Annotated in this window: 13 protein-coding genes and 1 riboswitch; of the genes, 9 read left to right on the forward strand and 4 right to left on the reverse strand. The window is 63.7% G+C overall.

What is annotated here, in order from left to right; translation table 11 throughout:
- Window positions 1–9: 9 nt before the first annotated feature.
- Window positions 10–870, forward strand: a complete 861-nt coding sequence (locus OO015_RS02245; protein ID WP_265939358.1) for an ABC transporter permease — start codon at window positions 10–12, stop codon at window positions 868–870.
- 16 nt (window positions 871–886) lie between these two features.
- Window positions 887–1,429 carry a cob(I)yrinic acid a,c-diamide adenosyltransferase gene (locus tag OO015_RS02250; RefSeq protein ID WP_265939360.1) on the forward strand — a complete coding sequence of 181 codons (543 nt, stop codon included), beginning with the start codon at window positions 887–889 and terminating at the stop codon, window positions 1,427–1,429.
- Between the two features lie 3 nt (window positions 1,430–1,432).
- Here OO015_RS02250 and dcd read toward each other — a convergent pair whose 3' ends face one another.
- Window positions 1,433–2,026, reverse strand: a complete 594-nt coding sequence (gene dcd / locus OO015_RS02255; protein ID WP_265939362.1) for a dCTP deaminase — start codon at window positions 2,024–2,026, stop codon at window positions 1,433–1,435.
- Window positions 2,027–2,176: 150 nt separating this feature from the next.
- On the opposite strand from dcd, the gene OO015_RS02260 reads away from it, so the two are divergent.
- Window positions 2,177–3,652: an LCP family protein gene (locus tag OO015_RS02260; RefSeq protein WP_265939363.1), complete on the forward strand. Its 1,476-nt coding sequence runs from the start codon at window positions 2,177–2,179 to the stop codon at window positions 3,650–3,652.
- A 10-nt stretch (window positions 3,653–3,662) separates the two neighbouring features.
- On the opposite strand, the gene argS is transcribed toward OO015_RS02260, so the two are convergent.
- Complete coding sequence (gene argS / locus OO015_RS02265; RefSeq protein ID WP_265939365.1) at window positions 3,663–5,816, reverse strand: arginine--tRNA ligase; 2,154 nt, start codon at window positions 5,814–5,816, stop codon at window positions 3,663–3,665.
- 21 nt (window positions 5,817–5,837) lie between these two features.
- Complete coding sequence (locus OO015_RS02270; RefSeq protein ID WP_265939367.1) at window positions 5,838–6,611, reverse strand: sugar phosphate nucleotidyltransferase; 774 nt, start codon at window positions 6,609–6,611, stop codon at window positions 5,838–5,840.
- 237 nt (window positions 6,612–6,848) lie between these two features.
- Window positions 6,849–6,965, forward strand: a riboswitch (TPP riboswitch).
- 72 nt (window positions 6,966–7,037) lie between these two features.
- On the opposite strand from OO015_RS02270, the gene OO015_RS02275 reads away from it, so the two are divergent.
- The 6 genes from OO015_RS02275 (at window position 7,038) to OO015_RS02300 (ending at window position 13,712) form a co-directional block, all read left to right on the forward strand.
- Complete coding sequence (locus OO015_RS02275) at window positions 7,038–7,538, forward strand: hypothetical protein (RefSeq protein WP_265939369.1); 501 nt, start codon at window positions 7,038–7,040, stop codon at window positions 7,536–7,538.
- Window positions 7,539–7,700: 162 nt separating this feature from the next.
- Window positions 7,701–8,366: a thiaminase II gene (tenA, locus tag OO015_RS02280; RefSeq protein WP_265939371.1), complete on the forward strand. Its 666-nt coding sequence runs from the start codon at window positions 7,701–7,703 to the stop codon at window positions 8,364–8,366.
- Between the two features lie 407 nt (window positions 8,367–8,773).
- Complete coding sequence (locus OO015_RS02285; RefSeq protein ID WP_265939373.1) at window positions 8,774–9,922, forward strand: hypothetical protein; 1,149 nt, start codon at window positions 8,774–8,776, stop codon at window positions 9,920–9,922.
- A complete protein-coding gene (locus tag OO015_RS02290; protein ID WP_265939375.1) occupies window positions 9,919–11,175 on the forward strand; it encodes an FTR1 family iron permease in 1,257 nt (418 codons plus the stop codon). The genes OO015_RS02285 and OO015_RS02290 overlap by 4 nt, the downstream gene beginning before the upstream one ends.
- Window positions 11,176–11,189: 14 nt before the next feature.
- Entirely contained in the window at window positions 11,190–13,244 is a 2,055-nt protein-coding gene (locus OO015_RS02295; protein WP_265939377.1) for a hydantoinase/oxoprolinase family protein, read from the forward strand.
- A 9-nt stretch (window positions 13,245–13,253) separates the two neighbouring features.
- Window positions 13,254–13,712, forward strand: coding sequence for a hypothetical protein (locus tag OO015_RS02300; RefSeq protein ID WP_265939379.1), 459 nt, complete (start codon window positions 13,254–13,256; stop codon window positions 13,710–13,712).
- Here OO015_RS02300 and OO015_RS02305 read toward each other — a convergent pair.
- Window positions 13,664–13,990, reverse strand: a complete 327-nt coding sequence (locus OO015_RS02305) for a hypothetical protein (RefSeq protein ID WP_265939381.1) — start codon at window positions 13,988–13,990, stop codon at window positions 13,664–13,666. The genes OO015_RS02300 and OO015_RS02305 overlap by 49 nt on opposite strands.
- Window positions 13,991–14,001: the final 11 nt, after the last annotated feature.

Raw genomic sequence — 14,001 nt, forward strand, 5'->3', positions numbered from 1 at the left:
GGAGTCGCGATGGCAACTGCCGAATTGCTCGATCAGGTTCGTCCACCATCCTCCGCCACGCGGGCAGTCATCGGTGTTCTCACGCTCTGGCAGCGCGATCTCCTGCGCTTCTGGCGTGACCGTACGCGTATCGCCGGAGGACTCGCCCAGCCGCTCCTCTTCCTGGCTATCTTCGGCGCCGGACTCTCGCCTTGGATGGGACGGCTCGGTGGCGCGACCGCCGGCCCGGATTATGTCCAGTTCATCTATCCCGGTATCATCGGGATGTCGGTCCTGTTCTCTTCGATTTTCAGTGCCGTGTCGGTGGTGTGGGATCGCGAGTTCGGCTTCCTTAAAGAACTCCTCGTCGCGCCGATCCCGCGCTGGTCGATCGTCGTAGGGAAAGCCCTGGGCGGGAGTTCGACGTCCATGCTTCAGGGGCTCCTGCTGCTCGTTTTGGCTCCGGTCATCGGCGTCGGCCTGAGTCTGCGCGCAATTCTCGTGCTGATCCCGCTCCTCTTTCTGCTCGCCTTCGCGCTCTCCAGCATCGGGCTCGTCATCGCCGCACGGATGCGCTCCACCGAGGGGTTCGGGCTGGTGATGAACTTCCTCGTCACCCCGCTCCTCTTCCTCTCCGGCGCACTCTATCCACTGAATAACCTTCCATCCTGGCTGCTCGTCCTGACGCGACTCGATCCGGTCACGTATGGCATCGACGCGATCCGGCGGATCGTGCTCGCCTCGACCGGGGTACCGCAGCCGCTCATCGACCAACTCGGTGTATCGCTCTTCGGACGCCCGCTCGATCCAGCGCTGGACGCGCTGCTCGTGCTCGCCTTGGGACTCGTCCTGATCGTGGTCGCTGCTCGACAATTCGAGCGGCAAGATTGACCGGAAGGAGCCAACGATGCTGTACACCGGTAAGGGCGATCAGGGATACACCGATCTCCTCGGTGGCCGCGTGCCGAAATACGCGCCACGACCAGAAACGTTCGGAACCCTGGACGAAGCAACCTCCGCGATCGGTCTGGCAAGGGCACTCGCTCAGGACGAGAAGACCAAGCGCATCCTCATCCGAGTCCAGCGCGATCTCTACGTGATGATGGCCGAACTCGCGTTTGCCCCGGGCATCGAACAGGAGAAATACCACATCACCGAAACACACGTGCGGCATCTCGAAGAGACGATCGACCGACTCGGTGCGATCGTTCCCATCGGCCGGCACTTCGTCCTACCGGGCGATACCGCTCAGGGGGCGGCACTCGACTTCGCTCGCACCGTCGTACGACGTGCCGAGCGCCTGGTCGCGCGACTCTATCATGACGGCGAAGTGCACAACGAATATCTCTTGGCGTACCTGAACCGACTCTCCTCGCTCCTGTTCGTCTTGGCACGATACGAGGACCATCGTGCCGGAGTCACACCGACGCCAGCGAAAGAGCAGCCATGACGCTCAGGAACTGCGCAGCCGCTCGAGCGCCAGTTCTTCGGCCAGCCGGCTCGGCTTGGGATCCTTTTGGCCCGCGTACTTGTTGCCGCGCTTCATCCGATACGGTACGAGGGCCGGCGAGGTCAGCTGCTCGAACGTAAACGAACAAATGCGCATGCCTGGATACAGCGCGACGGCCATACGCCCGAGATTCGAGAGCTCCATCGTCGCGGTTCCCGCCCAGCCTGGCTCGAAGAGTGCAGCTGTACTGTGGACCGTAATGCCCAAGCGCGCGATACTCGAACGCCCCTCCAGTCGTCCGACGAGGTCGTCGGCAATCTCGATGTACTCGAGCGTCGAGGCGAGCGCGAAATCACCTGCCTGCATGATGAACGGCTCACCATCCGGCACGACGATCGTGCGCATCGCATCGCCGATCGACTGCGGTTGCCGTGGATCAATGTAGGAAAAACGCGAGTGCTCGAACACCATGAACGTATTCCCGAGGCGCAAGTCGATCGAACACGCGCCGAGTTGTGTCTCGAGATCTGGTTCCGGGGTGATCTTGATGCGGCCGGTCTTCAGTGCCTCGATGATATCCCGATCGGACAGAATCATGCTCGCCTCCTGCCTCGCACCCAGCCGGCGTAGGAACCCCTCGTACGGACGACAGTATGGAGTGAACGGCGGCGCGCCGTCAACTCCGGGCCTCGCTGCTGCGGCTGCTATACTCCTGCCCGGCGCGAGAGGGCTGTGGAAGGACCGGGAATGACCTCGAATGAGCCACCGCGAGAACCGCTGCACCTCCCATACGTGCGCCGGACGGCCCGCGAGTTGCGCGCTGCCCGGCACGGGTACGTCGCCGAGGAGCCGCAGTCGCCTCCTGTCCAGCCAGCGGGCCGTCAACGTGGACCGTCGGCGCGCGTCTTGATCGGTATCGCCTGCCTCGTGTGCGTTGCCGTGGTGCTCGCCTATCTCGGCCCGCTGGCCCTGGCGAGCTGGCGTGCCTACCAGCGCGTTTTCGTCACCCCCGCACCGCGCGCAACAGTCGTCATCAACGAACGGGGAACCCCTGAGGTCGTGCTGCTGACGGCAGACGATCCAGCTCTCCAGCTTCCCGACTGGGAGAAGAAGGATCGAATCAACGTCCTGCTCCTCGGTGTCGACCGGCGGGAGCAGGAGGAGATCCCTCGCTCGGATACGATCATCGTCGTCACGATCGATCCGCTGACCAAGGACGTCAGCATGCTCTCGATTCCTCGTGACCTGTTGGTCACGATCCCGGGGTACGGGGAAGACAAGATCAATGCCGCCTACGCGCTGGGCGCAAATTCACCGATCACCGGTCCCGGACTGGTACGGGCGACGATCGAGTACAACTTCGGTATTCCGATTCACTACTACGCGGAGGTCGATTTCGACGGCTTCGTCCGCATCGTCGATACGCTCGGTGGCGTCGTCGTCGACGTGCCAGCACCGATCAAGGACGACGAGTATCCGGGTGAAGATTACAACTACACGCGTGTCTATTTCGCACCCGGCCTCCAACGGATGGACGGGAGGACAGCACTCCGTTACGTCCGAACCCGTCACGACGACAACGACTTCTCCCGCGGCTACCGCCAGCAGCAGGTGCTTCGCGCGCTCCGCGAGCAAGGACTGCGACTGGATCTGATCCGCAAGGCACCGCAACTCGTCGATTCGCTCGCGGATACCGTGCGCACGGACCTCAGCCCGACGCAGGTGCTGGCACTCGCCAAACTCGGTGCCGAGATCCCGCGTGACCGCATCCACTCCTACACCTTACTGGAGGTGACGACGAGCTACTGGGAGCCGGGTCAGCCGTTTTACCTCATCCCGAACTGGTCGGCGATCCAGGCGATTCTCGATCGGATGTTCCCACCTCGAGAGGGGCAGCCACACCCGCAGGTACGCGCAACCAGCATTTCGATACCAGCCCAACCAGCAGCTCCTGAACTCGCCGAACCGGTCGAGACTCCACCACCGGAATTGACTGCGCCGGAAGAAGGAACACCCGAGCCGACGCCGGAGCCGGTCATCCAGCCGACCCCGGTATCAGAGCCTACCATCGCAATCCCGACAGCTACGCCCCCGACGCCAGCTGCAACCCCGACCGTCGCGCAACCACCCGCGCCGACGCAAGAACCAACCCCGGAGGAGTCGATCCCGATCGTAACGCCGACACCGGTGCTCGAAGTGACTCCTTCTCCGGGACATGGCTGAGTGTGTCGGCTTACATCACCTCGGGTGCAGCGATACCCAAGAGCGCCAGCCCGTTCGCCAGCGTCTGACGCGTCGCCGCTACCATCGCCAACCGGGCCGATCGCTGTGGTTCGGGCGCCTGGAGTACCGGGCAGACGCGATAGAACTCGTTGAACCGCTTGGCGAGCTCGTACACGTAGTTCGCGATCACCAGCGGTTTGTACTCGTCGGCCGCACGCTGGACTTCATCCGGGAAGAGCGCAATCTGCTCGATGAGGTCGCTTTCCTCACGGGTGAGATCCTCCAGCACGTACGGCCCCTCCGGCAAGGCGTCGACCTTCTCCAGGATTCGGCAGGCTCGCGCGTGCGCGTACTGAATATAGGGAGCAGCGTGTCCCTCGAATGACAAGGCTTCTTCGATATCGAAGACGATGACACGGTTGTTGTCGCGCGAGAGCATCCCGTACTTGAGACTGCCTAATCCTACCTGCCGGGCAACCGACTCCTTCACAGCAGGCGGCAGGGTCGGATTCTTCTCCTCGATGATCTCCCGCGCTCGCTTCAGGACCTGACGGGCGACATCCTCGTAGAGAACCACGTTGCCCAACCGGCTGCTCATCGCTCCGCTGGGGAGCATGACGGTCTCGTACGCCAGGTGGTAACACTTCGACGCCTGCTCGAACCCCCACAGCTCCATGACCTTGAAGATCTGCTGGAGATAGAGCGTCTGGCGGACGTCGACGACCCAGATCGCGCGGTCCACCTTGTACTGCTCGAACTTCCGCTTCGTGAGTGCCAGATCCTTGGTCGAGTAGAGTGTCGTCCCATCCGAGCGCAGGATCGGCAGCGTCCGATAGGTCTCCTTCTCGAGGCCGAGCTTCTCGTCGATCTTGACGACCGGTAACCCATCGCTGATCTCGGCGATACCACGCTCCAGGAGCTCACGGACGATCTGTCGTCCTTCCTCCTCGACCTCGCTCTCGAAGAACCACACGTCGAAGTGCACGTCGAGTTCCTCGTAGATGCGGAGGAACTCCTCCATGCTCCAGGCACGGGTTTCTTCCCAGAGGCGGACGAACTCCGGATCCTTCCGTTCCCAGCGCTGGAACGTTTCGCGGACTTCCCGCTCCCACTGTGGCACGTGCGGCCACCAGTCGAGCGTCGCAGCGAGCCGGCGCCAGCGCTCGTACCATTCCTCGAGCTGGGCCAGCCGATCACGAGCTCCCGGTTCTTGTTCGGCCGCAGCGCGTGTTTCGATGAGTTCTTGTTCGAGTTGCCGACCGACGATCGGCCAGAACTTTACGATCGTCTGGTCATCATAGAACGCCTCCGGCTTGATCTCGCGACCGTGTGAGATCTGACCGAGCAGGTAGGCGATATCTTCGCCGACTTTGTGCTCTTTCCAGAGTTCCTTGAGCAGGCGATCGATCGCCTGGACGAAGACCTGATCGTCGCGAGCGATTTCGTTCAAGAGCTCGACGACGTCGTTCCGGTAATTCAAGCGCCGATCAGCTTCGGCATAGATTTCGCCCAGCCAGCGGCCGCGTTGCTCACGCGGCGGTTCTTCGCCCTGGTGGAACCGCAAGTAGCACCAGAGGCACTTGATGACGTGCAACCCGATATCGCCGATGTAGTTGGCCTCCAGGACATCGAAGCCAGCGAAACGCAAGATACGGCTGAGAGCGTTGCCCAGACACACATTGCGCAAGTGCCCGATGTGGAAGGCCTTATGCGTATTTGGCTGCGAATATTCCACCATCACCCGCTCGCCACGCGGGGCGCCGCGCCCGAACTCCCGCCCCGTCACGAGCACCGTGCGGAGCACCTCGTTGGCGAAGCGTCCCGTGTCGTAGACGATATTCACATATCCGTTGACGGCCTCCACGCGGGCGAAGTCACCGTGCGTCGAGAGCCAGCTGGCGAGCTGCTCGGCGATCGCCTGGGCGCGCTCGCGCACACGTGCCTGGACGATGCGCTTCGCTTCCTTCTTCGAGAGGCCAGCCGTGACCTGTTCGAGTTCCTCGGACAGTTGTTCGTTGGCGACCTGGTAACAGACCGTCGTCGACGTTCCCCACACGCCGGGGAACGGGATCGGTCGCATCTCGAAGACGCGGCTGCCGTAGCCGAGCTCCTCGAGCGCTCGATTGATCAATGCTGCTGCGCGATCTGCTTCGCGTTTGAACATCCTTCCTCCGCACGTCAATCGTTACGGGTTCGCTGCTCCGACTGGTGGCTGCGCGACGAACGGTTCCGGATCGCGGTAGCCCCGCCGCTCAGCCCAGTAGCGGTTGGCTCGGTGCAAGCTTTCGAATGTCCCGGCGTCGCTCCAGAACCCCTGGAGCTCGACCCAACGCAAGAGTCCCAATTCCAGGTACCGGTTATTGACATCGGTGATCTCCAGCTCGCCGCGTGGTGACGGCTCCAGCTCGCGAATGAAATCGAAGACGCGACTATCGTAGAGATAGAGGCCCGTCACCGCGTAGGGGCTCTTCGGCTCCTTGGGCTTCTCTTCGATGCGGATGATCCGAGTCGGATCGTCCGGATCGAAAACCGGGCAGCCGAACCGGTGCGGATCGGGCACGCGAGCCAGGAAGATCAAGGCACCACCGGTGAAACTCTCGACAGCAGGTCGGATATCCGCGTCAGTCGTATTGTCACCCAGTATCACACAGATGTGTTCGCCATCGGCGAATTCCTCGCACAAGCTCAGCGCGTCAGCGATCCCGCGCTCTTCCTCCTGGTACGCGTACTCCAGGTGTCGCACTCCGAGATGCCGCCCGTTGCGGAGAACGCGCAGGAAATCACCCGCATGTGGCCCTCCGGTCACGACCATGATCTCGTCGATCCCAGCACGGACGAGCGTCTGGATCGGGTAATAGATCATCGGTTGATCGTAGACCGGAAGGAGGTGCTTGTTCGTCGCGAAGGTCAACGGATAGAGTCGCGTTCCCAGGCCACCCGCGAGCACGACCCCCTTCATCGGTTTCCCCCGTTCGTCGAACCCCGGTACGGCACCGTCACGCACCGGCGAAACCGGGCAGCCGCTCCCGAAGCCTAGTATAGCGAGGGCCGTTTCCCCACTGGTCTCGGACAAGAACAGGCACTGACACGACGGTGATCGGCGCTCGGGACACCGCGTACATCGCCACCAGCGCGATCCGGTCCGGAAAACCGATCCTTGACAATTCTCGATAGCACGAGTAGCGTGTCAGGTAGGACGGCGTGCCCCGGGAGCTCGGGTGAACCGGGCTGAGAGGGCGGCTCAGGATTCCGCCGCCGACCGGTACGACCTGATCTGGGTAATGCCAGCGAAGGGAGGGCCGCAGCCGTGTGACCGCTTGCCACAATCCCCACCAGAAACCGATCGGTCGCGGTGTCCTCTGCCCGAAAGCAGGAGGTTCGTGTCATGACGACTGTGCTCGACGAGTTGCTGCAGGAAGCGCAGCCTCTCTGGCAAGCCATGACCCACCATCCGTTCGTTCGCGAACTCGCGACCGGGCAACTGTCGCGTGAACGGTTCGACTTTTGGGTCCAACAGGACTATCTGTTCGTTCAGGCAGGCATCCGCTTCGTAGCCTTCCTCATCGCCCGTGCTCCGGATGAGGAACTCCGGCGTGGCCTGCTCGACGCCGCCGTGGCGTTCCGCAATGAGCTGGCGCTCTTCGAGGACTACGCCCGCACGAACGCTCTCCCGCTGGATGTCGAGCCGACACCAGTCTGTCTCGGTTACGCCTCGTTCCTCCTCGCGACCGCTGCCACCGGCTCGCTTGCCGAGGCACTGACCGTCCTCTGGGGAGGCGAAAAGGCGTACTACGATGCCTGGTCAACCGTCCGGGCTACCCTGGGCCTGGCCGAGCCCTACGCGCGCTGGATCGAGAACTGGACGAGCCCGCAGTTCGCCGCCTAGGTCGAGTGGCTCGGTGAGCAACTGCGCGCGCGAGTAACCGATGCCGAGCGACCAGCCATCCGGGCCGCTTTCTTCGCCACGGCGCGCTACGAGTATCTCTTCTGGGACATGGTCTACGCGCGAGCCGGTTGGCCCGTCTGAGCGACAGAGAGGAGTTATCCGATGACCCGGTTCACCGAGGAACTGTGGCGTGCCATCGATCCGATCTTCTCGGCTATTCTCGCTCACCCCTTCGTCGAGGGCCTCACCGACGGAACATTGCCCGTCGAGGCATTTCGCTTCTACGTCCTCCAGGATGCACGCTACTTGCAAGATTACGCCCGCTGCCTCGCCATCGCCGCAGCCAAGGCTCCCCGTCAGGACTGGTGCGAACTCTTCGCCGAGCACGCGAAGGTCGCCCTCGTGGTCGAACGAGCCCTCCACGAGAGCTTCTTCCAGGAATGGGGGCTCACCGAAGAGCACGTCGCGGCGACGCCGTATGCTCCGGCTAATCTCGCCTACACCTCGTACCTGTTGCGTGTCGCTTACGAACGCCCGTTCGAGGAACTGCTCGGTGCGGTGCTGCCCTGCTACTGGATCTATTGGGAGGTGGGGAAGCATCTCGAGCGCCTCGGATCGCCCAATCCGCTCTATCAACGATGGATCGATACCTATGCCTCCGAGGAGTACGCGCAGGTCGTGCGCGCGGTTCTCACGGTGATGGACGAGGTAGTCACCGATCTCCCCGAATCGAGGCGTCTGCCCATTCGGGAACATTTCATCACCACCTCGCGGTACGAATGGCTGTTCTGGGATAGCGCCTGGCGATTGGAAACCTGGCCCGTCTGACGCACCCAGGCGAGAACGACGGAGCGCAACGGATGCGGGGAGCGATGCAGGTTCAGTGGAATGGCTGCGTCGCTCCCCATCCGACTAGATGCTGCCCGTCCAGCACAACCGGACTGCCTCGTCGCTGTCGTCGATGAGCGTGAATCCGACCGGATCCGACGGTCATGCTCGCGTCCGGAACGAGAACTTCTCGCTTGCCATCGAAGCGCCAGCTCCGTGCAGTGACTGCCCGTCTTCCGCTCACCGCGTGCCGCAATCGTCAGATCCACGCTCTTACCGCTTGACACCCCTCTCCTGTCCACGTAGAATGAATCCCGATTGTTTTACTCGGGTTTGCTCGCCGGCGACTGGATCGGGAAAACACGAGGGTGACGTCAGACGATCCGGGTATGAGGGAGGAGAGGAACGTGCCGACTCGCTGGTTCCCGGTTCAGCGCGTCGTGTCGCTGACGCTCGTGCTCGCTACTGCACTCTTCTTTCTGGCTTGCAGCCAGTCGCCGGAAGCGGAACCGACTCCGACCCAGCCAGCTGCCGGAGCAGGAACGACTCCGACGACGGTCGCGACACCCGACCCCCACGGGGAACATGCGACCGCGATCCAGGACGACGCCGACCTCGTCGCGACACTCTACGAAATGCTCGGACACCTCGAAGCGAGCCGCGCGAACCTCGATCGGGGCAACTGGACACTGGCCCAAGCGCATGCGGCACACCCGACCGCCGAGCACTGGGCCTCGATCGAGTCGGCGCTCGCCGAACGCGGGTTGACTTCGATCCACGAGCCACTCGACGCATACCTCCAGGCCGCACGGGAGCAGTCCGCGGACGCGGGCCGAGCCAACGAGGCTGCGCAACAGGCAGTCCGCGAGGCGATCGCGACGATCCTACAGTCCGGTGACGATCGATCGTCGCTCCAGGCTGCTGCGCTCGCAACGCTCGCCGAGTCGGTCGCGACGGAACTCGCCGAGGCGGTCGAAAACGGTCAGCTCGTCAACGTCGAAGAGTTTCAGGACGCGTGGGGCTTTTTCCAAGTGCTGCAAAGCGAGCTACCGGACGCGGTCACAGCCGCTCCAGAAACGGGGAAAGAAGCGGCGACCGAGGCACGGGAGGATCTGGAGGCGCTCGAGGCCAGCGCACTCGCGCAGTTCCACGATGAAGCCGGTGCCGCCTTCACCGTCATCGATACGATCCGCGAGCGACTCCAGCACCTCGCCGCTGAACTCCGGCTCGCCTACGGGATCAGCGCGCCGCAAGCAACGTCGGTCAGCGACCAGATCGCCGAGATTCAGGCGATGCTGGACGAAGCGCTCGAACGCTACAGGCAGGGTGACGCCGAGGGAGCCTACGAGCAGGCTGCGAACGCCTACCTCGAAGGATTCGAGCACCTCGAGGCACCGCTCCTCGATGCCGGTCATCGCGAACTGGTCGAGCGCCTCGAACTCGACTTTAAGGCCGTTCGCGATGCGATTCGCGACGGTCGCCCGGTCGATGAAGTGTCCCGGTTGATCGACAAGGTGAAGAGCGGACTCGTCGAAGTCGAGGAGGTCTTGCAGTGACGTTCGCCGCACCACGCTGGGTACGACTCGTTAACCTGCTCGTGTTCGCAGTCACACTGCTCGCGCTGGTCATGCTGCCGAGAGCGACTCACGCCCAAGCGCAGGCGCCGGCAGTCGCCGTGCGCGACGAGCTGGCTGCGCTCCGCACACTTATGCAGCAGAGTCGTGATGCGTACCGTGCAGGAGACCGCGAGCGTGCCCTGCGCCTGGCGCGGCAGGCCTACCTCGATCACTTCGAACTCGTCGAGATTCCGCTCCGCGTCGCCGATCCGACCTTCACGTTCACGATGGAAGTGAAATTCGCCGAGTGGCGGCAGCTCATCGAGGAGGGCGCGCCAGTCGAGGAAATCGACCGCATTCTCATGGATATCGAGAGCGGACTGGTGGAAGTGGAGCGGGTGGTCGGTGGTCCAGGTATCGCCGCCCCGCTCTTCGTCACGCTCGCCTCCTTTTCCATCCTGTTCCGTGAAGGGATCGAAGCGATCCTCGTCATCGCCGCCCTGCTGGGTTATCTCGGCGTCCACCATCCCAGCTTGCGCCGTCCGCTCTGGATCGGCGTGCTCCTCGCACTGCCGGCGACCCTGGCGACCTGGGTCCTGCTGGTGGTCGTCCTGCGGGTGATGCCGATCGGGCGTGAGATTCTGGAAATCGCGATGTCACTCCTGGCGGTGCTCCTCATGATTTCGATCAGCCTCTGGCTCCTGCGTCGAATCGACACGCGGCGCTGGATGGAATACCTTCGAGCCCACGCGTGGGAGGCGGTCGCGACCGGCAAGGCGTCAGCAGTGGCGTTGCTCGGCTTTACCGCTGTCTATCGTGAGGGTGCCGAAACAGCCGTACTCTACCAGTCCCTCGTCCTGATGGCCCGGCGACTGGAATTCTGGATCGTGCTCGGTGTTCTGCTCGCTGCCGGGCTGCTCCTCGCCATCGGATGGGCAGTCATCGCGCTCGGTGCCCGATTGCCGTTGCGGGCATTCCTCTCCGCAGCTGTCGTCGTCATCATGCTGCTGTCGGTCGCCATACTCGGGCACGCGGTCTGGGAGCTTCAGATGCTCGGTTATCTGCCGATCACGGTCGTCGAGCTCCCCACGCTCGATCGCGTGCTGACCGATCTCCTCGGCCTTCACCCGACTCGCGAGGTGCTGATCGCACAGGCTGCGCTCGTTCTGGCATATAGTGCAGCGTGGGTGTGGGCTGGCTGGACATGGTACCGCAGCGCAGCGGTAAGCCGAGCAATCCAGGTCTCCAAGTAGAGGGAGGGAGCGGAGTGATCCGAATCGGTATCGACGTCGGAGGGACCTTCACCAAGGCAGCAGCGGTGGACCCACGCTCGGGCGAACTGATCGCGCGGGCAGCGGTACCCACCACACACCGTGCCGAGCAGGGCGTTGCCGCCGGGGCCATCGCGGCGCTCCGCGCTCTCCTCGCCACCGGCCGATTCACTGCCGAGGAGGTGGGTCTGGTCACGTTCAGCACAACCCAGGCAGTCAATGCCCTGCTCGAGGGCGACGTCGTACCGGTCGGTATTCTCGCCATCGGTCCCCGGCGCGAGCGCCGTCAAACGCAACGACGCACGCGCTTGGAGCGGATCGAGCTCGCACCGGGCCACACGCTCCAGCTGCACCACGCCTACTTGGACCGAGAAGAGTGCAGCGAGCAGAGCATCGAACGAGCACTCCGCGGTCTCGTTGCAGCCGGTGCTCGTGCTGTCGCGATCTCCGCTGCGTATGCCGTCGAAGACGCACAGCCGGAGGAACTTGCTCTGGCCGTGGCTGGGAAACTCGGCCTCCCAGCGACAGCCGGTCATCAACTCACCGGACTCTACGGGCTCGAAGTCCGGACCCTCACCGCGGCGGTCAACGCGAGCATCTTGCCGCGTATGCAGGAGACGACGGCCTGGGTCCGGAGTGCGCTGGCAGAAGCAGGCATCGCTGCGCCGGCGATGGTACTGACTGGGGATCTCAGTGTGGTGCCGATCGACCAGCTGGCGACGCTCCCGGCCGCCAGTATGCTTTCTGGACCGGCAGCGAGCGTTGCTGGTGCACTCCGAACGCGGCCGACTGTGGATGCCCTTTTCGTGGAAGTCGGCGGAACGAGCACGAATATCGGCGTCATCCGTGACGGACGCCCAGCGCTGCGGTACGTCCGGATCATGCAGCACCCGACATGCCTCCGCTCGGTCGACGTCCACGTGGCGGGAATCGGGGGCGGGTCGCTTTTCCGTATCGAGCGCGGTCGAGTCAGCGGTGTCGGACCACGGAGCGCACACATCGCAGGCCTTCCGTACGTGAGTTTCGCCACCGAGCTCGAACCCCCGTTCACCTGGGAAACGATCGCACCCCAAGAAGGAGACGATCCCCACTACGTCGTGGTGCGGGACGCTCGCGGGCAGCGGGCTGCCCTCACGCTGACGGATGCAGCCAACGCGCTCGGGCTGCTCCCTCCGTCGGACTATGCCTACGGTGACCGGGAACGTGCTCGCGCAGCATTTCAAGCAGTCGCGCAGTCGTTCGGATGCAACGCCGATCAGCTCGCGCGTGAGGTGCTGGCGCGCGCGATCGATGCCTTGATCCCTCTCGCCCAGGGGCTCCTCCGCGAGTACGGACTCCATCAGCCCCAGCTCATCGGGTTGGGCGGTGGTGCGGGCGTCATCGCACCGCTACTCGCCGAGCGTCTCGGGCTCGACGTCGTCATCGCACCACATGCCGAGGTGATCGCCGCGGTCGGTGCTGCGACGACTCCGTTGAGCCTCATCGAAGAAGTGCACGTACGCTCGGGCTCGGAATTGCTGGCTGCGGTCGAGCGAGTCGAGCAGCGCCTGATCGCCTACGGGGCTGTCTCCGGAAGCGTGCAAGTGGTCGTCGAGCCGATACCCGAACGTCAGGCCTCGCGCATTCGCGCGCTCGCACTCGACGCAGCCGCACCGCTCTCCCTCACCGCTGTCGTCGACCGCGAAACGGCTCAGCGACTCGCTGCACGAGCACTCGGTGTAGCTGAGGAAGACGTGCGCTTGCAGTTCGAGAATCCCTACTATCGTGTCTTCACGGCCGTGGTTCGGAGTGGCATCGGCCCGCTGCGCCGCGAGCGGCGGCCGATCGTCGTGATCGACTGCCACGGAGCCATTTGCTTCCATGCCCTCGACGGCTCCTGTCGCGCACTGGACGGGAAGTCTGCCAGTTGGCCGCGTCAACCTGCTCACGGTTGCGCCTGTGCCATTATCGGTTCTCGCTGTCTTCTCTTCGACCGTCCAGTCGGGTTCGATCAGGAGCTGCCCTGCGGAGAAGCGGGTTGCCTCCTGGTCGGTCAGCTGGCTCGCCTGTGAGGTGGTCGCGTGGCTGTCGTTCGCCCCCACCGGCGACGCCCGGCGTGGCTTCCAGTCGCCATACTGGCTGCGGCGATCGTCCTCGTCGCGATCGTCGTGGCTGGGTGGCTCCGATTCCGTGCGCCCTCGACAGCGTCCTCCGACGTGAGAACAGCTGCGTCGCAAATCGTCGCAGAACTCGACGTCCTCGCTGTCTCTCTCTACACCGACGAGTCTGTCCGCGATGGGGAAGTGCTCCAACCGGCCGAATACGAGGCTGCACGGAACGCGGTTACCCGAGCGCGCACCAGCTGGGAACGCATCCGCGATGCAGTCAGCCCTGAAGAACGGACGACGATCGATGCCCTCTTCGATCGACTGGCGAGCGCGATCGAGGAGCGGGCAGCAGCAGCCGAAGTGCAAGGGATCGTTACCGAGCTTCAGACACGGCTGCGCTCACTCAGCGAGGGACGTTCACCCGCAGGGTGACCTCGCCACGGGTGGCGAGCGACGCAGAGCCAGTACGGCAAGAACGCGAGGACGTTGAAAAGCGCGATCAGCACAACCCAAACCATGCGTGCCCCGAACCGGAACTCGTCGCGAGGACGCTCGAGCAAGTCGGCGAGCGCCACAGCGAGCGCGCTCACCGTCAGGACAAACGACGGGGGGAGCAAAAAAGCGATGACCCACGGGGGAAAGCGAAGGACCGCGATGAAGAGGATCGAGCCAGCGACAAAAAGCAGGAACGTGGCTGTCGCGAGTGGCAACAGCCACGTTC

The sequence above is a fragment of the Thermomicrobium sp. 4228-Ro genome (assembly GCF_026241205.1).
Taxonomy (GTDB): domain Bacteria; phylum Chloroflexota; class Chloroflexia; order Thermomicrobiales; family Thermomicrobiaceae; genus Thermomicrobium.